Raw genomic sequence first — 25310 nt, 5'->3', positions numbered from 1 at the left:
TCAGGCGCCTTCCAGCTCAATGGTGAAACAACAGCCGTTGGGCTGAAGGCTGCTGAGTTCCACTCGCCAATTCTGATGAGTGCAAATCCGTTGGACCAGTGAAAGGCCCAGTCCCAGGCCTTCTCCCCGACGCTCGTCACCGCGAACGAACGGTTGAAACATCGAATGGCGTTTTTCTTCCGAAATGCCTATGCCACTGTCTTCGACGCTGAAGCCGCGCGCCCGCAGGGTCAGGCGGATGTAGCCGTGATCGGTGTAATGCCAGGCATTGCGCAGCAAATTGCCCATGACCGATCGCAGGAACGTCAGGTTATGGCGATCCGACGAAACCTGTTCATCGTCGTAGATAAACTCGATGCCCTTTTCCCGGATCAGCGGCGCCCAGATATCCACGAGAGCATCGGCGACTTCTTTCAGTGTCGCGCTTGCTGCGGTATCAGAGTCTTCCCGATCGCGAGCCAGCATCAGAAACGTATCGACCAACTGGCGCATTTCGTCGCTCGCGCGGGCGATTCGACTGACTTGAGCCACGGAGCGCCGATCAAGCGAGGGATTGGCTAGCAGCAATTCGCAGGAACTGCCCAATACCATCAACGGCGTGCGCAGTTCGTGGCTGACATCGCTGGTAAAGAGTTTTTCCCGGCCCAGTGCCTCACGTAACCGGCCCAGGGTCTGATCGAAGGAAAGCGCCAACGCTCCCACTTCGTCGGCCGCGTAGTCGGGATGAAGCGCAGGGGCCAGTTCCAGCAACTGATCGCGTTGACGCACCTGGCGCGCCAGACGAATGACCGGCGCCATCACCCGCCTGGCCAGCAGCCGGCCCAACAAAACCGCGAGCAGGATGCTCAAGACGAACCCGACCACCACCACCGAGAACAACACCTGTTCACGCTGTTCGACACTTTGCCGGTCTCTCAACAGAACGTATTTGCGACCGCCCACCAGGTTCACCATGGCGTAGTACTTCGAACCCGCGTAGAGAATTTCCTGAAAACCCGGTGCAAGCGCCGCCAGCTCCGTGTCCAACGCCATCGCCCCCTGACCGCCCTGGATGAAAAACAGTTCGTCTTTCTCCGGCTGATGGCTCCACCCGGCGCTGTTTTCCATCAACAGCAAGCGGTGCAGCCCTCCTACCAGACGGGAAGCCGTGAGATTTCGCTCCACCACATGCACGGTCGCGATGATGCCCATCGCAAATACGCCCGCGACCAAGGTGCTCATCAAGGCAAATACGATGACAATCCGTTTATTCAGGCTCTGTTTGAAATCCATTCTGTTGCCTGGCTCCACTGCCGGTTCAAACCGCGCCATCTGCTGAATCGGGCCGATGCCGCAGAGCCGAGACGCGAACCAAAGATAGACCATAGACCACTGTACGTGGTGTTCAAGACAAGCGTTGCAACAACCAACTAAATAAGTACTGAAATTTTTCTACGCAAAATTTTCACATCCCTTTCACTACTCCGACACCTGCCTTGAACTAGTGTCTTTCCATGGCCCTTCAAGCGTTGTTACGCAGGGTCGTATTTGAAAGTTGTTCTCTATTGCGTACCGACGGGTAAACAAAACGTGGTTAATCATGTATCGCGCAAACTGCCAACGGCACGAATCATTACATCGCGGCTCGGCAAACTGGTCGCGGCAGCGGCCGCTCTGGTTATCGCTGCACTCGTAACGGGGTTTGTCTGGTGGCCCAGATCTCCGGTCAATCTGGGGTCTGCCGGATCCGAGGTGACCAGCAGTCTGGTCAGTCGCTGGCAAGCCGGCGAAGTCGTGGCGCTGGTTCGTCATGCCGAGCGTTGCGACCAATCCAGCAACCCGTGTCTTGGTCCCGCCGACGGCATTACCCGAATCGGCAGCGCTGCCGCAACAGCCGTGGGTCAAGGCTTTATGCAGTTGGGCATGGCGCAGACCGATGTGTTGAGCAGCCCGGCCACCCGCACAGCGCAAACCTCGCACTACATGTTCGGCAAAGACGCGGTGACCCAGGATTGGCTGGTCAGTTGTGGCAAAACCCTGCGTGACGATGTGGTGGCACACAAGCAAGCCCATCGAAATCTGGTGCTGGTCACGCACAGCGGTTGCATCAGCGATTTCGAAGCCCAGACCGGTTTCGAGCACGCGACGACCAGTGAGTATGGCAGTGCCTTGTTCGTGCACATTGCCGCCGACGGGCAACCTCAGGTGCTCGGCATTGTGAATGCCACTGACTGGCAGACGCTGTTGCACGGCAAAGCCTTGAAACAATAATCGCGGCAAAAAAAGTTGATGCCGAGAAAGCGCTTTTGCTCGGGCGGACTATAACTAGTCCGTAACCATTAGATGGCTGACGCAACTTCTGTAGTCCACATCGCTATTGTGTTGCTTTATGTAAGAAGTTCCGCTGGTGCACGCGTGCACCTGGCGGAGCAACATCCTTCTGCGCCAAGGTCGAGTCATGACGTCCAATAACTTGTTGCCCCACCCCGACGGCTCTTTATTGCGTGGCACCGCGCGTGCGCTGCCCATCACTGAACGCTGGATCGTGCCCGGCCTGCTGCTGGCGTACGTGGTTTTCTACCTGCTGCCGCTAGTCACCCATGGTCTATGGATTCCCGATGAAACCCGTTATGGCCAGATCAGTCAGGAAATGCTGCTGAGCGGTAACTGGGTGTCCCCGCACTTCATGGGCATCCGCTACTTCGAAAAACCCATCGCCGGTTACTGGATGATCGCCATCGGTCAAGCGGTGTTTGGCGACAACCTGTTCGGTGTGCGTATCGCTTCGGCGCTGAGCACCGGGTTGAGCGTCTGGCTGACTTACCTGATTGCGCGCCGATTCTGGAATGATCCGCGCAAAAGCTTTATCTGCGCCTTGCTCTACATGAGCTTCGGCCTGATCGCCGGGCAAGCCGGATACGCCAACCTCGATCCGCAATTCACGCTCTGGGTCAATTTGAGCCTGGTCGCGTTGTGGTTTGCCATCGATAGCCATTCCTCCCGCGGCAAACTCGGCGCCTGGGCGCTGTTGGGTTTTGCCTGTGGCATGGGCTTCATGACCAAGGGCTTTCTCGCCTGGTTGTTGCCGGTGTTGATCGCCCTGCCCTACATGATCTGGCAGCGACGCCTGGGCGAGCTGTTGCGCTACGGACCGCTGGCGGTGGTCGTGGCGGCGGTGGTCTGCCTGCCGTGGGTGCTTGCCATTCACCATCAGGAACCGGATTTCTGGCGGTTCTTCTTCTGGCACGAACACATCCGCCGTTTCGCTGCCGATAACGCGCAACATGCTCGCCCGTGGTGGTTCTATCTGCCGCTGCTGGTCGCCTCGAGCCTGCCGTGGGCCGCCTTGTTGCCGACCACGTTCGTTCAGGCCTGGCAGCAAAAGCGCCAGCCCGTGATCGGTTTTCTGTTGCTATGGATGCTGTTGCCGCTGGCGTTCTTCAGCTCGAGTAGCGGCAAACTGCCAACCTACATCATGCCGTGCCTGTTGCCTTTGGCGTTGCTGATGGGACACGCCGTGATGGAGCTGTTGAATCAGGGGCGAGGCCGGGCCATTCGCATCAACGGCGCGATCAACGTCGTCATCGCCACCAGCGCCCTGATCGCCCTGCTTTATCTGCAAGCCACCAAAGAAGTCTACGAAAACACCGAGATGTTCGCCCTGTCCCTGGCGTTCATCGTATTGCTCGGCTGGATCATCGCCAACGCCTTGCAGGTGCTGCGTCCATTGGTGTTCTGGGCCATGCCGGCACTCGGCATCTGGCTGCTGGTAGCGTTGTTGCCGGCAGCGATGCCGTCACAGATCGTCAATAGCCAAATGCCTGACCAGTTTATCGCCGAGCATCTGGATGCCTTGAATCAGACGACGTCGTTGCTCAGCAACGATCTGGGCGCGGCGTCAGCCTTGTCGTGGCGACTGAAGCGGCCTCAGGTCGATCTGTTCAACACGGTCGGCGAGTTGAAATATGGCCTGGACGATCCCGCCATGGCTTCACGTAAAGTCACCATGGACAACGTCGGGCAATGGATGACCGAGGCCCGCAAAAAAGGCGCGGTCGGTGTGGTGATGCGGGTTAACAGTGTCGTGGAAATGCAGGAGGTCGAGATGTTGCCCATCGATGGCAAGCGCTATCAGCGCGGCCAACTGGAGATCCTGATATTCCCGCAGAGCCAACCCTGACGCTGTCCGTCCTACAGGAAACCCGTCATGAAGTTTTGGGCAAGTGACAGGGGCGCGTTGGCGCTCCTGCTGGGTGCGTCTGCGCTGATTTTGTTGTTGGGTCTGGGCACGCGGGAGTTATGGGGAGCGGAAACCCGCTGGGCCAACATTGCGTTGCAAATGCTGCAGAGCGGTGACTATTTCGACCCCTACCTCAAGGGCGGGCCGTATTACGACAAACCGCTGCCCTCCTACTGGCTGATCACGGCCACGGCCTGGCTGACCGGCGGTTTGGGACACTGGTCATTGCGCTTGTCTTCGGTGATTGCTGCCTGGTTGAGCGTCTGGCTGGTGTACTTGATCGGCGAGCAACTGATGCGCAAAGGCACCGGGTTGATTGCCGGCTGGATGCTGGCGACCACCTTCTATTTCGCGTTCTGGGCACGGGTCGCCACCGCCGACATCCTCACCGTCTGCGGTGTGCTGGCGGCGGTGTGGTGGTATTGGCGCGGGCCGCAAGACACACGTTTCAGCCGTTATCTGGTGTTCTTCCTGCTGTTGTCCCTGACCTCATTGTTCAAAGGCCTGATCGGCTTCATTCTGCCGGGCTTGCTGCTGTTACCACATGTGGTGCAGGACGGTCGCTGGAAAAGCCACCTCAATCTACGGCTGTGTGCGGCCCTGGTCATCGCCGGGGCGTTTTACATGACGCCATTCATGTTGTCGCACCTCTATGGCACGCCAACTTATGGCGAAAGCGGCCTGGGCCTGGTGTTACGGGAAAACGTCGTGCGGTTTTTCCAGCCCTTCGACAACATCGGACCGATCTACACCTATCTGCTTTATCTCCCGATCTACACCCTGCCATGGGCGCCCTGCTGGCTGCTGGCGTTGTGGTATGCGTTGCGCCACTGGCGCAGCGTCGAACCCAATACGCGCTGGCTGGTTTGGGGGTTGGGTCTGTTGATGCTGTTTTTCACCGCCAGCGGCAGTCGACGCAGTTACTACGTGTTGCCCCTGGTACCTTTCGCCCAGTTGCTGGGCGCCTGGTGGATCACCCGGCGAATGGCCGAACGCAACGCCGCGGGCAGGTTCGGCGGTCGCCGATTAATAATCGGTTTCGGCCTGACCGCCGCGTTGTTGATGGCGATACTCGGTGTGTTCTATCCCTGGACCAATGGCGGCGGCGGCGTGGTTCAGTTCGGTGAGACGGTCAGGCTTGAGGCCAGCAAACGCGCGCCCCTCAATACATGGCGCATGGTGATGATCGAAGTGGACAACAAAGTACCGATGTACCTGCAAACCGGCGGCGCACCCTTCTATTACGTGCAGCAAACCCAGGACTTTCCTCGCACTGGCGATACCGCCGCGCTGATGACCTGGCTGGACAACACCAGCGGCCAGCACTGGAATCCGCAACGCACCATCGTTATCGCCCAGTACCGCAACGGTGATGCGTTACCGCTGAACTACCTGAGTGCCGACCATCAGGTCATCACCACCACGCCCACCAACGGCGAGCGAATATTCCACGCCCGTGAAGACCAGAGCGTGGCGTTCATTCCCCGGATCGAATAGGCGTCAGTGCACGCTTTTGCTGTCGATCTTTGTCGCCAGGGTGCTCAGCGCCTCGGTACACGCCGCCAGATCCGGCGAACCGGTCCTGACTTGTTTCAACGCTCGGTCCAGGGACTTGTCGATGGAGGTCCAGCCTTCAGGATCAATCGCCCGCAGCTTTTCCTCGTTTTGGTCCCAGGTGCTTTCCAGGTCGGTGATCCTGGCCCGTGCGCCTTTCATGTCGCCACTGCCCAGCAGTTTTTCGGTGTCGGTAATCATGACCTTCAGGTAGGACAAGTCACCCATCGACCCCGCAGAAGGTGCCGCAACGGGGGTGACGGCACTGATCTGCTGGCTATCAAGTTTGGCCAGCAGGGTTTTCAGGGCGTCGGCACAGGCTTTCGGGTCCGGTTTGCCGGAGCGCAATTGGGACAGCGCACGGTCGATCGATTTGTCGAGCGACGTCCAGGATGCTGGCGACTTCGGCTGCAAGGTTTCTTCGGCCTGATCCCAGGCAGTTTCCAGATCGGTGATGCGCGCCTTGGCCGCCTTCAGGTCGCCGGCGTCCACTAAACGGGCGGTGTCTACGGTAATCGTCCGGAAACTCGACAAATCGCCGAGTGAAGTCGAGGCGCTGACCGCCGTTTTGCCAGCCATTGCCTGGGCCGGCACCCAGAACCATCCACCGAGTCCGACCATGCAGACAACCAGCAGTGCTCCCAGGAATGGAGTGGACGCCAGATGCGGGATGCGTTTGGCGCTGACTTTCAACGTCGAGCCAACATTCGCCACTTGATGTTTTCGCCGGGACAGCGTCAGCCAGATAGCGCTGGACATGAAAATCGACGATACCGCGCCGGATATCAGCCCCAGCACCAGTGCCAGCGAGAACATCTGCAAGGGTTCGCAGGCAAACAGATACAGGCAGGTCGACGCCATCACTACCGTCAGCACGGTGTACAGCGAACGCCCCAGGGTCTGGCTGATGCTCAGGTTGATCAAACCCCACAAGGCCGCCGCATCCATCGGCGGGGACTTTTTCACGTTTTCGACAATGCGTCCGAAGATCACGATCTTGTCGTTCAGTGAATAGCCGATGATCGTCAGCAATGCAGCGATGTAAGTGACGTCGATCTCCAGCTTGAACAGCGAGAAGATCGCCGAAACAATGAGGATGTCCTGAACGATTGGCAGCAAGGTCGCCAAGGCGATGGCCCAGGAGAAACGCAGGCCGATATAGATCGCGATGCTGGCGAATGCCGCAATCACCGCATAGATCGCCCGAGTGGCAAAATCCCGTGCAACGCCCGGGTCTGCGGTGTTTTCCTCGTACTCTACGGTCTGATACTTGCCCTTGAACGCAGTAATGATCTGCTTCAAATCAGCCGGTTTGAGCACTTCATCGAAGCGCACGGCGATGTGCTGATTCTGTGCGCCGCCCACGGCCACGGTGGCCGGGATGGTGCCCGCCCCGGTCATGATCTGCGTGGCGGTTTCCTGAGTGATTGCACGGTCGACGTCGATGTCCAGCGCGGTACCGGCGGTAAAGTCGATGTCCAGGTTCAAGCCGTGAGCGCGGTAGTACAGCGAGCCGGAAACGATGGTCAGCAACGAGACCACAATCGCCGTTTTACCCAGGCCCACGAAGTTGAAACGACGGGCCTTGGTGGCGCGCGGCTTGCCCTTGCCGATCAACCAGCGCTGGCTGACCCACTGGGTATCGACCAGCCACAGCATCAGCCGGCGAATCAGCAAGAAGTTAGTGGCGACACTGATCACGATGCTCACCAGCATGGTCAGTGCAAATCCTTGAATCGGCCCGATGCCGGCCGCAAACAAGGCAATCATCGCCAGCGCGGTCACAAGGTTGGCATCACGTATCGTCGGCAGCGAGCCTTTGAAGCCGTTTTCCACGGCTTCGCGCAGAGACCGGCCGAGGTCGATTTCCTCGCGAATACGTTCCAGGCAAATGATGCTCGCATCCGCCGCCATACCAATGCCCAGCACAAACACGACCACCGCCGACAGCGACAAGGTGGCACCCGAAGCGGTGAACACAATCAGCAATAGCCACAGGTACACCAGCGTACAAAACGCGGCGATCAAACCGGCGGTGCGGTACAACCCCACCAGCAGTAGAAAAATACAGGCGATGCCGATCAAACCTGCCTGAACGGTTTCCGCCAGCGCGGTTTTGCCGAGCACGCTGCCGACGGTCTGGGTGTATTTCTCGGTCAGCTGCGTGGGCAACCCCTGCGAACTGCCGAGCAGCGAGCGTGACTCTTCGGCGGACGTCAGGCCTGCCAGTTTCACCCGAATATGGTTGGCGCCCTCAACGCGAATGTCCGGCTCGGTAATACCAATGCTGTCGGCGCGTTTACTCAGGATCGCGACCGTCTGCAACAGGTCATCCTTGGCGAGCTGGGTTTTGCCCGGCGCCGGGTTCACAACGTAATAAATCTCGTAACCACCGCGAAACTCCAGCCCGAAGCGCACATGAGTGGCCAGGCTGGAAAATGTCGCGGCCACCAGACAGGCCAGAAGCCCCGTCAAGAGGATGAACGACAGACGTCGACTGGAAAGGCTCATGGAAGAAATCCAGATAAGGGACTGAAAAGCGAATCGAAGCCCAAGGGCCCATTCACCACTGGCGGGCAGTCTAAAGAAGCGAAAATGAACCGCTTGTTAACGAAGCCGTATGGCTGTGCGACGGCTTGCCAGCACGTGCCGGACATGCAATGAATGCACGCCTGCGATGCCTGATCAGGAAGTGAGCAATGAAGGTTCTGGTGGCCGAAGACAATGCCCTGCTGGGTAACAGCATCAAGCGCGGGCTTGAGGAAGAAGGCTGGGTGGTGGATCTGGCCAGGGATGGCAAAGAGGCTTTGTACTATGTCGACTCCAGTGAATACGACGTGTTGGTGCTGGACTGGATGCTGCCGCAGATATCCGGTCTGGACGTACTCAATGTGCTGCGCGGCAAGGGCAACGAAGTACCGGTGATCATGGTCACGGCCAGAAGCGAGGTGGTGGATCGGGTGCTGGGCCTGGATCGCGGTGCCGACGATTATCTGACCAAACCTTTCGAAATGATCGAGCTGGTGTCGCGGCTCAATGCCCTCTATCGACGCTCGATCGCCCGTGGCTCGAAATCGCTGACGCTGGGCAATCTGAACATCGAACTCGACACCTTGCGGGTCAGCATCGGCGACCGTCCTCTGGAGCTCACGGGCATGGAATACGATCTGCTGGTGGCGCTGGCCGGCAAGGCTAATCAATTGCAGACCCGCACGGTGTTGCTGGGGCTGCTCTACCCTTTCGACAGCGAGCCGGACAGCAACAGCCTGGACGTGCTGCTCAATCGCCTGCGACGCAAGTTGGCCGGGGCCGATGTCGAGATTGAAACCATTCGCGGCAAAGGGTTGATCCTTCGTGTGGCGTAACCTGGCGCTGAACATCAAAATCGCGCTCACCCTGTTCGTGGTTCAGGCGTGCGTTTTGCTGATTGGCTATGTGTGGCTGAGTCATTGGGTGCAAACCACCCGGCTCGATGAACTGCAGCACCATCTCGATACCCAGTCGGACGTCATCGAGTCGCTGATCGGCGTCGAAAACGCGCAGTTGGTCTATCAGCGCCAGGGTGAATTCGCCTCGGAACTGGATCACGATCACGACCTGTACTTTGACCTGTCATCGGCTTCGGGCGAGTTGCTGCAAGATTCCTGGGGGCCGACACCGCCAATGCGCAAAGCGCTTCGCGAGGCCATGAGCCAGGTTCGCGCCGGCAACGAAGAGACGTTCCTGTTCGATGTCGGTCACGAGAAATGGATCGCGCAGATGGGCGACCTTGAGCGCCCCAGCCCCGAAGGACCGTTGAAGGCCAGGCTGCTGGTGGCCACCAACGCGCAACCGGTACTCAACGCGGTCGCCGCCTTCAAACGTGTGGTGGCGCTGGCCGCGATAGGGATACTGCTGCTGACGACGCTTGGCAGCTTTATCGTGGTGTCGCTCTCCACCCGCAACCTTCGCCATTTCGCTCGACAATTGCGCACATTGAAGCCGCCGGAATTCACCCGCCGGGTGGTATTCAAGGCGCACTCGGCGGAAGAAAAACTGCTGTTCGACAGCTACGCGCAAATGGAAACGGCGGTTCAGGAGGTGCTGGAACATCAACGGCTGTTTATCGCCAACGCCTCCCATGAACTGAAGACGCCGATTGCTGCCGTGACCTCTGCGCTGGAGGTCATTCTGGCGCGGCCACGGCACGCCGAAGATTACGCCCAGACCTGTCGTGACGTACTGGCCGAAATGCAGGTGCTCAAGCGCCTGTCTCTCGGTCTGTTGAACCTTGCGCAACTGGAGGGCACCGCAGACATTGCCGGGCAGTCGAGCGGGTTGAATGACAATGCGCTCAATGCCGTCGAGCGTTGGCGCAAGGCCGCCGACCTCAAGGGTCTCAGTCTCTCCCTGCAGCTGCTGGAGGATCACCGGGCTCAAGTCGCCGGAGGTCCGGAACAGTGGGAAGTGGTGTTTGGCAACCTGCTGGACAACGCCATCAAGTACACACCGGCCGGTGGCGCTGTCGACGTCACGCTGGACGAACAACCGGGCAGCGGTTTGTCCATCCGGATCAGAGATAACGGTGCAGGCATGTCCGCGCAAGAGCTCCGGCAGCTGGGACAAGTGTTTTTTCGTGCCGACGCTGCACGGTCGCAACCATCCTCGTTCGGACTCGGGTTTGCCCACTGCAAGCGGATCGTCGAAAGACTGGGTGGACAGCTGACGGTTCAAAGTACGCCGCAGGCAGGGACTCGTGTGACCATTGCCATTATGCGTTTTAAGCCTTGAACCCGGCGTCACCTCAGGCCAGGCTAATATTGAGCCGCAGTGCCCAAAGCCACATTCTGATCGACGATATCGCGTCGGCTCGGGTTTTCCGTCGACATTAAAATGACATCTATTAACGGTTTTTTTGACGTTTTTTTCTCATTTGGCACTCTACATTCGCGGCGACTTAAACATGCAAATGATTCGCATTGTTCCGCTAATGAATCTGCGCGTGTTGACTAAAAAAAACAGGAGCCGTCGACAGAATGATTTCCCGCATCCCCTCGTTCCTTAAAAAAGCATTGCTGACCACTGCATTCCTCAGCGCCGGTCATGTGTATGCAGCTGCGCAGGCTGACGGTATCGTGGTCTACAACGCTCAACACGAAAGCCTGACCAAAGCCTGGGTCGAAGGTTTCACCAAGGAAACCGGCATCAAAGTGACCGTGCGCAATGGCGACGACACCGAGATGGGCAATCAACTCGTGCAAGAAGGTGCAGCCTCCCCGGCCGACGTGTTCCTGACCGAAAACTCCCCGGCCATGGTGCTGGTCGACAACGCGGGGCTGTTTGCACCGGTTGCGCCGAGCACGCTGGAACAAGTGGGCGCAGCCTATCGTCCGGCGCATGGCAAATGGGTAGGGATTGCCGCACGCTCCACGGTGTTCGTCTACAACCCGAGCAAGCTGGCCGAAGCAGACTTGCCAAAATCGCTGATGGACCTCGCCGCACCGAACTGGAAAGGCCGCTGGGCCGCTTCGCCGGCCGGTGCCGACTTCCAGGCCATCGTCGCTGCCGTGCTGGAACTCAAGGGTGAAGCCGCCACCCTCGACTGGCTGAAAGCCATGAAAACCAACTTCACCGCCTACCGGGGCAACAGCGCCGTGCTCAAGGCCGTCAATGCCGGCCAGATCGACAGCGGCGTGATCTATCACTATTACAGCTTCGTCGATCAGTCCAAGACCGGCGAGAACAGCAAGAACACCTCGCTTAACTACTTCAAACACAAGGATCCAGGTGCCTTTGTCAGCCTGTCCGGTGGCGGCGTTCTGGCTTCCAGTCAACACAAGGAACAGGCCCAGGCCTTCCTGAAATGGATTACCGGCAAAGACGGCCAGGCGATTCTCAAGACCGGCAACTCGTTTGAATACGCCGTGGGCAAGAGCGCAGAGTCCAACCCGAAACTGGTACCGCTGCAGCAACTCGACGCCCCGACTGTCGACGTCTCGAAACTCGACAGCAAAAAGGCGGTTGAGCTGATGACCCAGGCCGGGTTGCTCTAATTGCTTCCTGAAACTCTACCGGCAGAGGTCGCTGCGGCGTCCTCTGCACACTTGCGCGCACGCTCTCGCGGCGTCTTCGTGGGCCGCGGTGGCGCATGGGTGATTGGTTTGTCGGTGCTGATGTCGTTGCTGGCATTACTGCCGATTGCTTTCGTCATCGGCGTGTCGGTGCAGACAGGTTGGGCGACGCTTGTGACGCTGGTATGGCGCCCACGCGTTGGCGAGTTGCTGATCAACACCGTGTTGCTGGTATTGCTCACCATTCCCTTGTGCATTGCACTAGGGCTGGCGCTGGCCTGGTTGACGGAACGCACCAACTTGCCGGGGCGGCGCTGGTGGTCGCTGTTGGCGACGGCGCCGCTGGCGGTGCCGGCATTCGTGCACAGCTATGCCTGGGTCAGTCTGGTGCCACCGATTCATGGGCTGTTTGCCGGTGTTCTGGTTTCGGTCATCGCCTATTTCCCATTTCTTTACCTGCCGATAGCGGCAACGTTGCGCCGGCTCGATCCAGCCATCGAAGATGTCTCCGAGTCGTTGGGGCTCAAGCCCTGGGCGGTGTTTTGTCGCGTGGTGCTGCCGCAATTGCGCCTGGCCATCTGCGGCGGTGCCTTACTGGTGGGGCTGCACTTGCTGGCCGAGTACGGGCTGTACGCGATGATCCGCTTCGACACCTTCACCACGGCCATCTTCGATCAGTTCAAGTCCACCTTCAACGGGCCCGCCGCCAATATGCTGGCCGGCGTCCTCGCACTCTGCTGCCTGGCCATGCTGACGGCCGAGTCGGCTGCTCGCGGTACGGCGCGCTATGCCCGGGTCGGGTCGGGAAGCGCGCGCGAACAAAGGATCGTGCATCTGAATTTGCGCACCACCCTACTCGCGCTCACGCTGCAAGGCGTGACCTGTGTGCTGGCACTCGGTGTGCCGTTGATCACCCTTGGCAAGTGGCTGATCGCCGGTGGTGCGCAAGTCTGGCAGCTGAGCGAACTGCTGCCGGCGCTGGAACAAACGCTGATGCTCGGGGCCGCCGGCGCGCTCATTACCACATGCGCGGCCATCCCGATTGCCTGGCTGTCGATTCGCTCGCCGGGCCCGTTGCAGCGTGTGCTGGAGAGCTGCAACTACATTACCAGCGCGTTGCCGGGGATTGTCGTTGCGCTGGCATTGGTGACCCTGACGATTCATTTTGCCCGGCCGATTTACCAGACCACCATCACGGTGCTGCTGGCGTATTTACTGATGTTTTTGCCCCGAGCCCTGGTGAGTTTGCGCGCGGGCATCGCCCAGGCGCCGGTTGAGCTGGAGAACATGGCCCGCAGCCTCGGCCGTTCGCCCGGTCGGGCGTTGTGGCTGATCACTCTGCGTCTGGCCGCACCCGGTGCAGCCGCTGGCGCTGCGCTGGTGTTTCTGGCGGTCACCAATGAGTTGACCGCTACCCTGCTGCTCGCCCCCAATGGCACGCGCACCCTGGCCACCGGTTTCTGGGCAATGACCAGTGAAATCGACTATGCCGCTGCTGCGCCCTATGCCTTGCTCATGATTCTGCTGTCGCTTCCGTTAACCGGACTTCTTTATCACCAATCCAAACGCACGGCTGGCCGATGAACGCTCTTGAACTCCACTCGATCTGCAAGTCCTACGGTTCTCACCGAGCCCTGGAGAACATCAGCCTGTCGGTGCCGACGGGAAGCCGTACGGTTATCGTCGGCCCGTCCGGTTCGGGCAAGACCACCTTGCTGCGAATGATCGCCGGTTTCGAATTCCCGGACTCGGGCAGCCTTTCGCTCAATGGTCAGACGCTGGTCGATGGCACCCGTGAGGTCCCCGCGCATCAACGGTTAATCGGCTATGTTCCGCAGGATGGTGCACTGTTCCCGCACATGACCGTAGCCGCCAACATCGGTTTCGGGCTTGCGGCCAAGGGCGTTGCCAAACAGGAGCGTGTCGCTGAGTTGATGGACAGCGTGGCGCTGGATTCGAGCATGGCCAATCGTTGGCCGCATGAACTCTCCGGCGGCCAGCAACAGCGTGTCGCGCTGGCCCGGGCCCTGGCACAACAACCACGGTTGATGTTGCTGGACGAGCCATTCTCGGCGCTCGATACCGGTTTGCGCGCCGCCATGCGCAAATTGGTCGCAAGGCTTCTGGCCGACGCCGGTGTCACGACCATTCTGGTGACTCACGATCAAAGTGAAGCGTTGTCATTCGCCGATCAGTTGGCGGTGATGCGTCAGGGCCGGTTAGTGCAATCCGGGCATCCGCTGGACCTTTACCGCTATCCCGCCGATGAACAAACCGCCCTGTTTCTCGGGGATGCCGTGGTCATGCCGGCCAGAATCGAAGCGGGTTGGGCTCATTGCGATCTGGGTCGTATACCGGTCAACAACCACAGAAACAACCGATCAGCGCAAATCATGCTGCGCCCCGAGCAACTTCAGCTGATCAGCGCGCCCCACGGTCTGGCACAATCGGACGGCTGTCGCGGCGTGGTCACCGAATGCGATTTCGGTGGTAATACCTGCACCTTGACCGTGGAATTGCAGACGTTGGCCGCTGATGAACGCCCGGGTCGTTCATTGCTGGTGCGCAGTTCCGGCATGCACGCGCCCCCCGCTGGCAGCGAGGTTCATGTGTCGACCATCGGCCATGCTCATGTACTGAACGAACTTTAAGCTTTTGAATCGGTAACAGGTCAGTCAATCAAACGAAATCGCCCTGAATATAACAATTCAAAAAAACAACTAAGCAATGCAGCACAAGTCCATTAAGGCGGACACTTCTGTACGCCTTTTCCTGCAAAAAAAGTGCGATGAGCGGCAGAAGCCTGAACCGTGCCTGTATGGGTTTCAAATAAACGAATCGCCTACCGGGTTTTCATGTTCCTTTCACAAAATCGCGCTTAACCTCAACGGATACGAGATGGCGTCTTGATAGCGTCCAGCCTGCCGGTCACGACGAGCAAACTCAATCAACGTAATTTGTCACAAATTTCTGGCAACTGCTTGATGCAGCTTTTATTTTGGCGTCTACGCTGGTGTTGGATCCAACGCTCAAGCCTGATAGTCTAATTTTTTTTTCAGTTCCGAGGTGCCCATGAGTCAGGCGTTTCTCCCCTTCTCTCGCCCTAGTATCGGCGACGAAGAAATTGCTGCGGTAGAGCAAGTACTGCGCTCTGGCTGGATCACTACCGGGCCGAAAAACCAGCAACTGGAAGAACACTTCGCCAACTATGTCGGCTGTCGGCATGCCGTTGCATTGTCCTCGGCCACCGGTGGCATGCATATCACGTTACTGGCATTGGGCATTGGTCCCGGCGACGAAGTCATCACACCGTCGCAGACCTGGGTGTCGACCGCCAACATGATCTGCCTGCTCGGTGCGACGCCGGTGTTCGTCGACGTTGACCGCGACACGTTGATGAGCGACCTGGCGAGCATCGAAGCGGCGATCACGCCTCGCACCAAGGCAATCATTCCGGTGCATTACGCCGGCGCGGCATTCGACCTCGATCCACTCTACGATCTGGCCGACAAACATGGCATCGCCGTCATCGAAGACGCGGCTCACGCGGCGGGCACTTTCTATAAAGGTCGGCATGTCGGCGCTCAAGGCACGGCGATCTTTTCGTTCCACGCGATCAAGAACATGACCTGCGCCGAGGGCGCGATGTTCGTCAGCGACGATGAAGCCCTGGCCAATCGGGTACGCATGCTCAAGTTCCATGGCCTGGGCGTCGACGCCTACGACCGACTCACCCACGGCCGCAAACCCCAGGCCCAGGTGATCGAGCCCGGCTTCAAGTACAACCTGGCCGACATCAATGCCGCCATCGCCCTGGTGCAGCTGGAACGCCTGGACGCGATCAACGCCAAGCGCACAGAGCTGGCCCAGACCTACCTGCAACGCCTTGAAGGCCTGCCGGTGCAACCACTGGCCATTCCGGCCCATGCGCAACAGCACGCCTGGCATCTGTTCATCCTGCGCATCGACGCCGAACGTTGCGGGCTGGATCGCGAGGCGTTCATGAAGGCGTTGCAGGAACAGAACATCGGCACAGGTATTCACTTCATCGCCACCCACCTGCACACTTACTACCGGCAGCGTTTCCCCAACATCTACCTGCCCAACACCGAATGGAACTCGGCGCGGCTGTGTTCGATCCCGTTGTTCCCCGACATGACCACCGATGATGTCGATCGTGTCGTCGGCGCCATTGAAAAAACACTGGACAGAAGCCTGTGAAACCTTATCCGATCCGTTGCGTATCAATCGTCATCCCGGTCTACAACGAGCAGGACAGCCTGCCCGAGTTGCTCAGGCGCACCGAAGCGGCGTGCCAGCAACTGCACCATGACTACGAAATTGTGTTGGTCGACGACGGCAGCCGCGACAACTCGGCGCAAATCCTCGAAGAGGCCGCCAGTCGTGACTGCAGCCCGGTGGTGGCGGTCATTCTCAACCGCAACTATGGCCAGCATGCGGCGATCATGGCCGGGTTCGAACAGTGCAAGGGCGATGTGGTGATCACCCTCGACGCCGACCTGCAAAACCCGCCGGAAGAAATCCCGCGGCTGGTGGCCCAGGCCGAACTGGGCTATGACGTGGTCGCCACTGTGCGCAACAACCGTCAGGACTCGGCCTTGCGTCGCTGGCCGTCGAAGCTGATCAACCTCGCCGTGCAACGCTCCACCGGCGTTGCCATGAGCGACTACGGCTGCATGCTGCGCGCCTATCGCCGGACCATCGTCGACGCCATGCTCGCCTGCCGCGAACGCAGCACCTTCATCCCGATCCTGGCCAACAGCTTCGCCCGGCACACCACGGAAATTCTGGTGACTCACGCCGAACGCGAACACGGCGAATCCAAATACAGCCCGATGCGCCTGATCAACCTCATGTTCGATCTGGTCACCTGCATGACGACCACACCGCTGCGATTACTGAGCATCGTCGGCTTCGGCATGGCGGCGCTCGGCGTGCTGTTCGCCATCGCGTTGATTGTGCTGCGCATGGTTTTCGGTGCCGGTTGGGCCGGCGGCGGTACATTCGTCCTGTTCGCCGTGCTGTTCGTGTTCACCGGTGGCCAATTCATTGGCATGGGCCTGTTGGGCGAGTACCTGGGCCGCATGTACAGCGATGTCCGGGCGCGTCCACGGTTCTTTATCGAAAAGATTTTGCGCAGCACCCCCTCCGCTCCAGCCCCCGTTGTCACCGTTGACGGTCTCACTTCCACTTCTTCAGATCAGGTTCTCTCATGAGTGCAAAAGCTGTTGTCTTCGCTTATCACGATATTGGCTGTGCCGGCATCGAATCCCTGCTTGCCAGCGGTTTCGAGATTGCAGCCGTGTTCACCCATCCCGATGACCCGAAGGAAAATGCGTTCTATGGCTCGGTTGCGCAACTGTGCGCCCGCAAAGGCATCCCGGTGCACGCCCCGGAAGACGCCAACCACCCGCTGTGGATCGAGCGCATCAGCAAACTCAACCCCGAGTACCTGTTTTCGTTCTACTACCGCAACCTGCTGAGCGAACCACTGCTGGCCACCGCCAGCAAAGGCGCCTTTAACCTGCACGGCTCGTTGCTGCCTCGCTACCGTGGTCGCGCACCGGCCAACTGGGTACTGGTCAACGGTGAAACCGAGACCGGCGTGACCCTGCACCGCATGGTCAAACGTGCCGATGCCGGCGCAATCACCGCCCAGCAACGGGTGGCGATCGAGCGCACCGACACCGCGCTGACCTTGCACGGTAAATTGCGCCAGGCCGCCAGCGATCTGCTGCGCGACACCTTGCCTGCACTGCTTCAAGGCAAAATCAGCGAAACTCCGCAGGACGAATCCAAAGCCACAGTGTTTGGCCGTCGTACCCCGGCGGACGGCAAACTGGTCTGGAGCAAACCGGCCGAAGAACTGTTCAATCTGGTCCGCGCCGTGACCCAGCCTTACCCGGGCGCGTTCTGTGCCGTGGGCGAGCACAAGTTGATTGTCTGGAGCGCGGATGTCGTCAAGGGCAACGAAGGCCAGGCACCGGGCCGGGTCATCAGCGTCGATCCGCTGCGAATCGCCTGCGGCGAAGACTCGCTGGTGGTCAACGCCGGCCAGCGCAACGACAGCGGCCTGTACCTCAGTGGCCCGCAACTGGCCAACGAGTTGGGGCTGGTCGACGGTTCTGTGCTGCGGGGCGCCGAATCGGGCCGTGCACCGCGTCGCACCCGAGTGCTGATCCTTGGCGTCAACGGGTTCATCGGCAATCACCTGTCCGAGCGTCTGCTGCGTGACGATCGCTATGAAGTCTACGGCCTGGACATCGGCTCGGACGCCATCGAGCGCCTGCGCAGCCATCCGAATTTCCACTTCGTCGAAGGTGACATCAGCATCCACTCGGAGTGGATCGAGTACCACATCAAGAAATGCGACGTGGTCCTGCCGCTGGTGGCGATCGCCACGCCGATCGAATACACCCGCAATCCGCTGCGTGTGTTCGAACTGGACTTCGAAGAGAACCTGAAACTGGTTCGCTACTGCGTCAAATACAACAAGCGCGTGATCTTCCCGTCGACCTCCGAAGTCTATGGCATGTGCCAGGACGCCAACTTCGACGAAGACAGCTCCAACCTGGTGGTTGGGCCGATCAACAAGCAACGCTGGATCTACTCGATCTCCAAGCAGCTGCTTGATCGAGTAATCTGGGCTTACGGCCAGAAAGGCCTGAACTTCACCCTGTTCCGCCCTTTCAACTGGATGGGCCCACGCCTGGACCGTCTGGACTCAGCGCGTATCGGCAGTTCCCGGGCCATTACCCAGTTGATCCTGAACCTGGTGGAAGGCACGCCGATTCGCCTGTTCGACGGCGGCGAGCAAAAGCGCTGCTTCACCGACATCGCCGATGGCGTCGAAGCCCTGGCGCGGATCATCGACAATGACAACGATGCCTGTAACGGCCAGATCATCAACATTGGCAATCCGGACAACGAAGCCAGCATTCGGCAGTTGGGCGAAGAATTGCTGCGTCAGTTCGAAGCTCACCCGCTACGCGACAACTTCCCGCCATTTGCCGGTTTCCGCGATATCGAAAGCAAGGCCTTCTACGGCACCGGCTATCAGGACGTGTCTCACCGCAAACCGAGCATCGCCAACGCCAAGCGTCTGCTTGACTGGGCTCCAACCGTGGAGATGAAGGAAACCATCGGCAACACGCTGGACTTCTTCCTGCGTGAAGCCATGCTCGAAATCGCGGACAAAAAACGTTGATGCAGGCAGGCCTTCGAATCGATGTCGACACTTACCGAGGCACCCGTGAAGGGGTGCCGCGGTTACTCGAGATGCTCGATGAAGCACAGGTCAAGGCGACGTTTTTCTTCAGCGTCGGGCCAGACAACATGGGGCGCCACTTGTGGCGCCTGATCCGTCCGCAGTTTCTCTGGAAGATGCTTCGTTCCAACGCTGCCGGTCTGTATGGCTGGGACATTTTGCTGGCCGGCACCGCGTGGCCGGGCAAACCGATCGGTCGCGACCTCGGGCACCTGATGCGTCAGGCGCAGGCGGCCGGGCATGAAGTCGGCCTGCACGCCTGGGATCACCACGCTTGGCAGGCCAATGCCGGACGCTGGAGCCAAGCGCAACTGATCGAGCAGATCCGTCGTGGCGTCGACAGCCTCAGTGACATCCTCGGGCAAAAAGTCGAATGCTCGGCGTCCGCCGGTTGGCGGGCGGATGAGCGTGTGATCGAAGCCAAGCAAGGTTTCGGCTTTCGCTACAACAGCGATTGTCGAGGCCAGCACCTGTTCCAGCCGATCCTGACCAATGGTAGTCTGGGGGCACCGCAGATTCCGGTGGACCTGCCGACCTTCGACGAAGTGGTCGGCCCGACCGTCGCAGCCAAAGACTTCAACACCTTTATTCTTGAGCGGTTCTCCCCGCAAAAACTCAATGTCTACACTGTCCATGCCGAAGTAGAAGGGATTCTGATGGCCAACGATTTTCGCCAATTACTGGCCGATGCTCGCCAACGTGATATTCATTTCCAGCCCTTGGGCAATTTGCTTCCCGACGCCCCCGCCATCTTGCCAAAGGGCCGGGTCGTACGCGGCACTCTTGAGGGTCGCGAAGGCTGGCTAGGGGTTCAAGGCGCATGAGCAAACCCTGGGCATTGCCGTTATTACTGGTCGTTCTGGCGCTGGCGTACTTGTTGCCACTGGGCACTCACGGCCTATGGATTCCCGACGAAACCCGTTACGCCCAGATCAGCCAGGACATGCTCCTGACCGGTAACTGGGTGTCGCCGCACTTCATGAGCCTGCGCTACTTCGAAAAGCCCATTGCGGGCTACTGGATGATCGCCATCGGCCAGGCGCTGTTTGGCGACAATCTGTTTGGCGTGCGTATCGCCTCGGTGCTGAGCACCGGACTGAGCGTTTTGCTGTGTTATCTGATCGCCCGCCGGCTGTGGAACGAGCCGCGCAAGAGTTTTGCCTGCGCGCTGCTGTACATGAGTTTTGCGATCATCGCCGGGCAAGCCGGCTACGCCAACCTCGATCCGCAATTCACCTTCTGGGTCAACCTGAGCCTGGTGGCTTTGTGGTTTGCGTTCGACAGCACCAGCCGTGGTCAGCGTCTGCTCGGCTGGACAGTACTGGGGCTGGCCTGCGGCATGGGTTTCATGACCAAGGGCTTCCTCGCCTGGGCGTTGCCGGTTTTGATCGCCCTGCCCTGGGTGCTTTGGCAGAAACGCTGGCGGGAACTGCTGACTTACGGCCCGGTGGCAATTGTCGTGGCCATCGCGGTGAGTCTGCCTTGGGCCTTGGCGGTGCACGCACAGGAACCCGATTATTGGCGGTTCTTCTTCTGGCACGAACACATTCGCCGGTTCGCCGGGGATGATGCCCAGCACGATGCGCCATGGTGGTTCTACCTGCCGCTACTGGTGGCGTTCAGTCTGCCATGGGCGGCGTTGCTGCCATCGGCGCTGAAACAGGCCTGGCAGACCCGGCGTCAAACCAACATCGCTTTCCTGCTGCTGTGGTTGCTGATGCCCTTGCTGTTTTTCAGCCTGAGCAACGGCAAGCTGCCGACCTACATCATGCCCTGCCTGCTGCCTCTGGCGTTGTTGTTGGGTCATACCCTGGCGGACCGACTGAAGCTGGAACAGGGCCGGGTGCTGGGAATCAATGGCCTGCTGAACATGACGCTCGGCCTGATCGTCCTGATTGCGCTGGTCTACCTGCAACTGAAAAAGCCGCTGTACACCCACGAACTGCACAACCTGGTATTGGTGTTCATCGGGTTGATCGGCTGGATCATGGCCAACCTGCTGCAGGCCTTCCGCCCCTTGCAATGCTGGGCGGCACCGGCCTTCGGCAGTTTGCTGCTGATCGGCGTGCTGCCGGCCGGCATGCCGGATTCGGTGGTGGCGAACAAGATGCCCGACCAGTTCATCCTCCAGCACGCCCCGGAACTGGCGCAAACCGACAAGCTGTTGAGCAACGACCTGGGCGCTGCCTCGGCCCTGGCCTGGCGCTTGAAACGCCCTGAGGTGGCGTTGTACAACACGATAGGCGAATTGAAATACGGCCTTGACTATCCTGATCCCGATGCAATGCAGCAGCGGGTCGACCTCGAGCACGTGCAACAGTGGATGCGCGAAGCGCGCCAAAGTGGTTCGGTCGGGGTGGTGATGCGGGTCAAAGGGGATGACGAACTGCAAGAAATCGAACTGCTGCCCAAGGATGGCAAACGTTATGAACAAGGCAACCTGGTGATTCTGATCTTCCCTCAGGACGCGTCATGAGCCTGTTGCTGCTACTGATCGCCTGCCTGCTGACTTGCCTTGGCCAGATCGCCCAGAAGTACGCCGTGGAAAGCTGGCGTGGCAAGACCTCGGGCTGGGGCCAGAAACTGCGTTCACCCTGGCTGTGGCTGGCGCTCGTCTCTCTGGGGCTGGGCTTGCTGGTCTGGCTGCTGGTATTGCAGCGTCTCGAAGTCGGTATCGCCTATCCCATGCTCAGCCTTAATTTCGTGCTGATCACACTGGTCGCCCGTTTCATCTTTCACGAAGTCATCGACCGCCGTCACTGGTTGGGCGTGGCACTGGTGATCGGTGGCGTGGCGCTGCTGGGGCAACACGCATGAGCCTGCGTCGCGGAATCGCTTTCGCCATGGGCAGCGTGCTGTTCGGCACCGCCGCGCAGCTGGGCATGCGCTGGAGCATGATTCGCTTGCCGCGTCCCGAACAGTGGTTAGCGGCCTTGAGCAGCGGCAGCGTCGATGTGTCCGCTGTGATTGTCGTGCTGACCGCCATCCTCGCCTATGCCGCGTCGATGCTCACCTGGCTTGCCGCCCTGCGGGATGTGCCCCTGGGCCGGGCCTATTCGCTGCTGAGCATCGGCTACGCGCTGGTGTATGTGCTGGCCGCCAGCCTGCCGCTGTTCAACGAATCCTTCAGCCTTTCAAAAACCCTGGGAGTGGCGTTGGTCATCCTGGGTGTCATTACTATTAATTCTCGACCTGCTCGCGCGCCCGAACTTAGGAGTGCATCATGAAAATCAGTGTATTTGGTAGCGGTTACGTTGGTCTGGTGCAAGCCGCCGTCCTGGCTGAAGTCGGCCACGACGTAGTGTGTATGGACATTGACGAGAAAAAAGTTGCGTTACTGCAACAAGGCCACGTCAGCATCTTCGAGCCGGGGCTGGCCAGCCTGGTGCGTGAAAGCCTGGACGCCAAGCGGCTGCACTTCACCTCGGACGAAAAATTCGCGGTGCAACATGGCCAGGTGCTGTTCATCGCTGTTGGTACGCCGTCCCGGGAGGATGGTTCGGCGGATCTGCAATACGTGTTGTCGGTGGGTGAAGCGGTGGCGCGTCATCGTGAACAGCCGGTGATCCTGGTGGAGAAATCCACGGTGCCGGTGGGCACTGGCGATACGCTGCGCGCCCACATCGAAAACTACCTGCTCAAGGCCGGCCGGCAGTTGCAGTTCGATATCGTTTCCAACCCGGAGTTTTTGAAAGAAGGCTCGGCTGTAGCCGATTGCCGGCGCCCGGACCGCATCATCATTGGCTGTGAAGGCGATGAAGTGCGCGACGTGATGCGCGACCTCTATGCACCGTTCAACCGCAACCATGACCGCGTCATGTTCATGGACCTGCGCAGCGCCGAGCTGACCAAATACGCCGCCAACTGCATGCTGGCGACCAAAATCAGCTTCATCAACCAGATCGCCGAACTGGCCGAACACCTGGGTGCCGACATCGAATCGGTACGGTTGGGCATCGGTGCCGATTCGCGAATCGGTTACCACTTCATCTATCCCGGCTGCGGTTACGGCGGCTCGTGTTTCCCCAAGGACATGCGCGCACTGATTCACAGTGCCGAAGAAGCCCATTGCAACAGCGACCTGCTGCAAGCGGTGGAAGCCATCAACCAGCGGCAGAAACACAAACTGTTCGAACGCATCAACGCCTTCTACAAGGGTGATTTGCGCGACAAGACCTTCGCCGTGTGGGGCCTGGCCTTCAAGCCCAACACCGACGACATGCGCGATGCGCCGAGCCGGGTGCTGCTGGAATCGTTGTGGGCCGCGGGGGCCAATGTTCGCGCGTTCGACCCGGAAGCCATGCAGGAAACCCAACAACTTTATCCTGACGAACCGAAGCTGATGCTCATGGGCACGCCGGAATCGGTGCTTGCAGGAGCCGACGCGTTGATCATCTGCACCGAATGGCAGCAGTTCAAGGCGCCGGACTTCGACCTGATCCAGCAACGTCTGAATGCACCGGTGATTTTCGACGGACGTAACCTGTACGACGCCGAGCGCCTGGCCCGCAGCGGTTTCCTGTACTTCCCGATGGGCCGTGGTGAATCGTGCAAGTTACCGATTCCAGCGGCCTCAGTCGTCGCGTGAGTACGGTATCCCCCGGCATTCGTCGGCAGTCCTTAGGGTTCGGGCTGCTGACGCTGATGCTGTTCATCGCCGGTGCTTATCAGCAAACGGCGATCGGTTTCGATTCGCGGTTCGTGCTGTTCGCCCAGGAAATGCTGCGCCACGGGCCGTCGTTTTTCCCGACCACCTACGGCCAGCCCTATGCCGATTACTCGGCGCTGTCGACATTGTTCGTCTGGTTGCTGTCCCTGCCGTTCGGGCAGGTCAACAGCCTCAGCGCCTGGTTGCCGAGCGCCATCGGCGCCGCGGTGATCGTCACGTTGATGTACCGGTTGCTCGCGCCCTGCTCCACACGCTGGGCGCTGCTGAGCATCGCGTTGATGTTGCTCACCAGTATGTTTGTCACTGAAACCCGTGCCGTGTCCCAGGACCTGATGCTGGCGGCCGTGGCCTTTTCGGTGTTCTACCTTGGGTACGCCGCCGATCATTTCGCGATGCCCCGTCGGTGGCCGCTGATTTTTGTACTGCTGCTGTTGGGCTTCGGGATTCGAGGGCCGATCGGGCTGGTGATCCCCACCGGTATGCTGTGCAGCTACTACCTGCTCAATCGCCAATGGTCGCGGTTGTTCGGTTTTGGCCTGTTGGCGGCGGTGTTGCTGGTGGTGTGCGTCGGCGCACTGTTGTGGCTGGCCGAAGCCAGTGGTGGAACAGCCTTCATGCATGACGTGGTGCGCATGCAGTTCATGGGGCGCATGGACGGCAGTGAGGGCGTCAGTGGTTCGCTGTATTACTTCACCGCTTCGTTTGGCAACTATGCGCTCGCTTATCCACTGGCACTGCTGGTATTGGCCGCGGTCTGGCTGACGAATCCACGGCAGGCAGGTCCGGCATTACGCCTGTTGCAATACTGCACGGCGGCCGGGTTGATCGTGATGATTGGCCTATCGATTCCCCAAGCGAAAAAGGCCCGTTACCTGCTGCCGATGCTGCCCATGGCGGCGATCGTTGCGGCGTACCCGTTTCAGGTGGCGCAGGGTCGGGTGTTCGGTTGGTTGCGGGGTTTGATGCAAGGGCTTTGGTTGGTGATACCGGGGGTGTTGATTGTCGCATTGCTGATCGTTCAGCGGCGTCTGCCAGCACAACCACCTGCGTTTGTGCCGGTATTGATCGTGCTTGCGGCCCTGCAAATCATCGCGCTGGCGGTTTGGTTCCGCGCTCACTGGCGAGCCGAGGCGCTGGCCTGTTGCGCAGTCCTGGCGCTGTGGTCGGTTTATATCCTGGTGTTTGAACCGGTCGAACGTCAGCTTTACGACACACAAGCCTTCAGCCGAGCCGCGTTCGCTGAGGTTCAAAAAGCCCCGGCGCCGTTAGTGCTGCACGGCATGGGCAAAGACGCCAAGGCGATCAAGTTCATGGTCAATATCGAGCAGGATTTGCAACCGGTGTTCACCGAATCGATACAGGAACTGGAAGCCCTCTCCGGGCCGGCCTGGCTGATGATGGACCGAAGCGACTACAACGCCTTGCAAGGCACTCCGCTGGGTACCCAGACGCCAGTATTGAGCGGACGTTTCGATAAAAACGATTTCGTATTGCTACACACACCTCCCTTGTAGGAGCTGCCGCAGGCTG

General features: G+C 59.5%; 19 protein-coding genes. 17 read left to right on the top strand and 2 right to left on the bottom strand.

The window, feature by feature from the left end; translation table 11 throughout:
• Positions 1-1272, bottom strand: coding sequence for a sensor histidine kinase (locus PMI21_RS14790; protein WP_033063999.1), 1272 nt, complete (start codon positions 1270-1272; stop codon positions 1-3).
• A gap of 297 nt (positions 1273-1569) precedes the next feature.
• Here PMI21_RS14790 and PMI21_RS0128100 point away from each other — a divergent pair, with 297 nt between their 5' ends.
• The 3 genes from PMI21_RS0128100 to PMI21_RS14800 all read left to right on the top strand — a co-directional run bounded on the left by PMI21_RS0128100 (position 1570) and on the right by PMI21_RS14800 (position 5716).
• Positions 1570-2250: a histidine phosphatase family protein gene (locus PMI21_RS0128100; RefSeq protein ID WP_033063995.1), complete on the top strand. Its 681-nt coding sequence runs from the start codon at positions 1570-1572 to the stop codon at positions 2248-2250.
• Positions 2251-2437: 187 nt separating this feature from the next.
• Entirely contained in the window at positions 2438-4159 is a 1722-nt protein-coding gene (gene arnT / locus PMI21_RS14795) for a lipid IV(A) 4-amino-4-deoxy-L-arabinosyltransferase (protein WP_007938162.1), read from the top strand.
• 27 nt (positions 4160-4186) lie between these two features.
• The gene (locus tag PMI21_RS14800) at positions 4187-5716 is read left to right on the top strand and encodes an ArnT family glycosyltransferase (protein WP_007938160.1); all 1530 of its coding nucleotides are present in this window, start codon (positions 4187-4189) and stop codon (positions 5714-5716) included.
• 3 nt (positions 5717-5719) lie between these two features.
• Here the strand turns inward: PMI21_RS14800 and secF are convergent, their stop codons facing one another.
• Positions 5720-8284 (bottom strand): protein translocase subunit SecF, encoded by a 2565-nt coding sequence (secF, locus tag PMI21_RS14805; RefSeq protein WP_007938158.1) that lies wholly within the window; start codon positions 8282-8284, stop codon positions 5720-5722.
• 188 nt (positions 8285-8472) lie between these two features.
• On the opposite strand from secF, the gene PMI21_RS14810 reads away from it, so the two are divergent.
• The 14 genes from PMI21_RS14810 to PMI21_RS14875 all read left to right on the top strand — a co-directional run bounded on the left by PMI21_RS14810 (position 8473) and on the right by PMI21_RS14875 (position 25294).
• Complete coding sequence (locus PMI21_RS14810; RefSeq protein WP_007938156.1) at positions 8473-9138, top strand: response regulator transcription factor; 666 nt, start codon at positions 8473-8475, stop codon at positions 9136-9138.
• Entirely contained in the window at positions 9128-10543 is a 1416-nt protein-coding gene (locus tag PMI21_RS14815) for a sensor histidine kinase (protein ID WP_007938153.1), read from the top strand. Before PMI21_RS14810 ends, PMI21_RS14815 begins: the two co-directional genes overlap by 11 nt.
• Positions 10544-10788: 245 nt before the next feature.
• On the top strand, positions 10789-11805 hold the full coding sequence (locus PMI21_RS14820; RefSeq protein WP_007938152.1) for an iron ABC transporter substrate-binding protein: 1017 nt from the start codon (positions 10789-10791) through the stop codon (positions 11803-11805).
• 78 nt (positions 11806-11883) lie between these two features.
• Positions 11884-13407, top strand: a complete 1524-nt coding sequence (locus PMI21_RS14825) for an ABC transporter permease (RefSeq protein WP_007938150.1) — start codon at positions 11884-11886, stop codon at positions 13405-13407.
• A complete protein-coding gene (locus PMI21_RS14830; protein WP_007938147.1) occupies positions 13404-14474 on the top strand; it encodes an ABC transporter ATP-binding protein in 1071 nt (356 codons plus the stop codon). Before PMI21_RS14825 ends, PMI21_RS14830 begins: the two co-directional genes overlap by 4 nt.
• Positions 14475-14895: 421 nt before the next feature.
• Positions 14896-16044, top strand: coding sequence for a UDP-4-amino-4-deoxy-L-arabinose aminotransferase (gene arnB, locus PMI21_RS14835; RefSeq protein WP_007938143.1), 1149 nt, complete (start codon positions 14896-14898; stop codon positions 16042-16044).
• Entirely contained in the window at positions 16041-17060 is a 1020-nt protein-coding gene (arnC, locus tag PMI21_RS14840) for an undecaprenyl-phosphate 4-deoxy-4-formamido-L-arabinose transferase (RefSeq protein WP_007938141.1), read from the top strand. Before arnB ends, arnC begins: the two co-directional genes overlap by 4 nt.
• Complete coding sequence (arnA, locus tag PMI21_RS14845; RefSeq protein ID WP_007938139.1) at positions 17057-19051, top strand: bifunctional UDP-4-amino-4-deoxy-L-arabinose formyltransferase/UDP-glucuronic acid oxidase ArnA; 1995 nt, start codon at positions 17057-17059, stop codon at positions 19049-19051. The genes arnC and arnA overlap by 4 nt, the downstream gene beginning before the upstream one ends.
• Positions 19051-19935 (top strand): 4-deoxy-4-formamido-L-arabinose-phosphoundecaprenol deformylase, encoded by an 885-nt coding sequence (gene arnD / locus PMI21_RS14850; protein WP_007938137.1) that lies wholly within the window; start codon positions 19051-19053, stop codon positions 19933-19935. Before arnA ends, arnD begins: the two co-directional genes overlap by 1 nt.
• Complete coding sequence (gene arnT / locus PMI21_RS14855; protein ID WP_007938135.1) at positions 19932-21587, top strand: lipid IV(A) 4-amino-4-deoxy-L-arabinosyltransferase; 1656 nt, start codon at positions 19932-19934, stop codon at positions 21585-21587. Before arnD ends, arnT (PMI21_RS14855) begins: the two co-directional genes overlap by 4 nt.
• A complete protein-coding gene (gene arnE, locus PMI21_RS14860; RefSeq protein ID WP_007938133.1) occupies positions 21584-21928 on the top strand; it encodes a 4-amino-4-deoxy-L-arabinose-phosphoundecaprenol flippase subunit ArnE in 345 nt (114 codons plus the stop codon). Before arnT (PMI21_RS14855) ends, arnE begins: the two co-directional genes overlap by 4 nt.
• Positions 21925-22338, top strand: coding sequence for a 4-amino-4-deoxy-L-arabinose-phosphoundecaprenol flippase subunit ArnF (arnF, locus tag PMI21_RS14865; RefSeq protein ID WP_007938131.1), 414 nt, complete (start codon positions 21925-21927; stop codon positions 22336-22338). The genes arnE and arnF overlap by 4 nt, the downstream gene beginning before the upstream one ends.
• Positions 22335-23699 (top strand): UDP-glucose dehydrogenase family protein, encoded by a 1365-nt coding sequence (locus tag PMI21_RS14870; RefSeq protein WP_007938129.1) that lies wholly within the window; start codon positions 22335-22337, stop codon positions 23697-23699. The genes arnF and PMI21_RS14870 overlap by 4 nt, the downstream gene beginning before the upstream one ends.
• A 56-nt stretch (positions 23700-23755) precedes the next feature.
• The gene (locus tag PMI21_RS14875; protein WP_238541217.1) at positions 23756-25294 is read left to right on the top strand and encodes an ArnT family glycosyltransferase; all 1539 of its coding nucleotides are present in this window, start codon (positions 23756-23758) and stop codon (positions 25292-25294) included.
• Positions 25295-25310 lie beyond the last annotated feature (16 nt).

Origin of the sequence: Pseudomonas sp. GM18 (genome assembly GCF_000282195.1) — a bacterium.
Taxonomy (GTDB): domain Bacteria; phylum Pseudomonadota; class Gammaproteobacteria; order Pseudomonadales; family Pseudomonadaceae; genus Aquipseudomonas.
The sequence above is the reverse complement of the archived record's forward strand: the minus strand, read 5'-3'. Positions and strand labels throughout refer to the sequence as shown.

Bases quoted from the DNA above. Each gene is read 5' to 3' on its own strand.
- PMI21_RS14790 (WP_033063999.1), bottom strand. From the start codon at position 1,272: ATGGATTTCAAACAGAGCCTGAATAAACGGATTGTCATCGTATTTGCC.
- arnT (WP_007938162.1), top strand. From the start codon at position 2,438: ATGACGTCCAATAACTTGTTGCCCCACCCCGACGGCTCTTTATTGCGT.
- PMI21_RS14800 (WP_007938160.1), top strand. From the start codon at position 4,187: ATGAAGTTTTGGGCAAGTGACAGGGGCGCGTTGGCGCTCCTGCTGGGT.
- secF (WP_007938158.1), bottom strand. From the start codon at position 8,284: ATGAGCCTTTCCAGTCGACGTCTGTCGTTCATCCTCTTGACGGGGCTT.
- PMI21_RS14810 (WP_007938156.1), top strand. From the start codon at position 8,473: ATGAAGGTTCTGGTGGCCGAAGACAATGCCCTGCTGGGTAACAGCATC.
- PMI21_RS14820 (WP_007938152.1), top strand. From the start codon at position 10,789: ATGATTTCCCGCATCCCCTCGTTCCTTAAAAAAGCATTGCTGACCACT.
- PMI21_RS14830 (WP_007938147.1), top strand. From the start codon at position 13,404: ATGAACGCTCTTGAACTCCACTCGATCTGCAAGTCCTACGGTTCTCAC.
- arnB (WP_007938143.1), top strand. From the start codon at position 14,896: ATGAGTCAGGCGTTTCTCCCCTTCTCTCGCCCTAGTATCGGCGACGAA.
- arnA (WP_007938139.1), top strand. From the start codon at position 17,057: ATGAGTGCAAAAGCTGTTGTCTTCGCTTATCACGATATTGGCTGTGCC.
- arnD (WP_007938137.1), top strand. From the start codon at position 19,051: ATGCAGGCAGGCCTTCGAATCGATGTCGACACTTACCGAGGCACCCGT.
- arnT (WP_007938135.1), top strand. From the start codon at position 19,932: ATGAGCAAACCCTGGGCATTGCCGTTATTACTGGTCGTTCTGGCGCTG.
- arnE (WP_007938133.1), top strand. From the start codon at position 21,584: ATGAGCCTGTTGCTGCTACTGATCGCCTGCCTGCTGACTTGCCTTGGC.
- arnF (WP_007938131.1), top strand. From the start codon at position 21,925: ATGAGCCTGCGTCGCGGAATCGCTTTCGCCATGGGCAGCGTGCTGTTC.
- PMI21_RS14870 (WP_007938129.1), top strand. From the start codon at position 22,335: ATGAAAATCAGTGTATTTGGTAGCGGTTACGTTGGTCTGGTGCAAGCC.
- PMI21_RS14875 (WP_238541217.1), top strand. From the start codon at position 23,756: ATGCTGTTCATCGCCGGTGCTTATCAGCAAACGGCGATCGGTTTCGAT.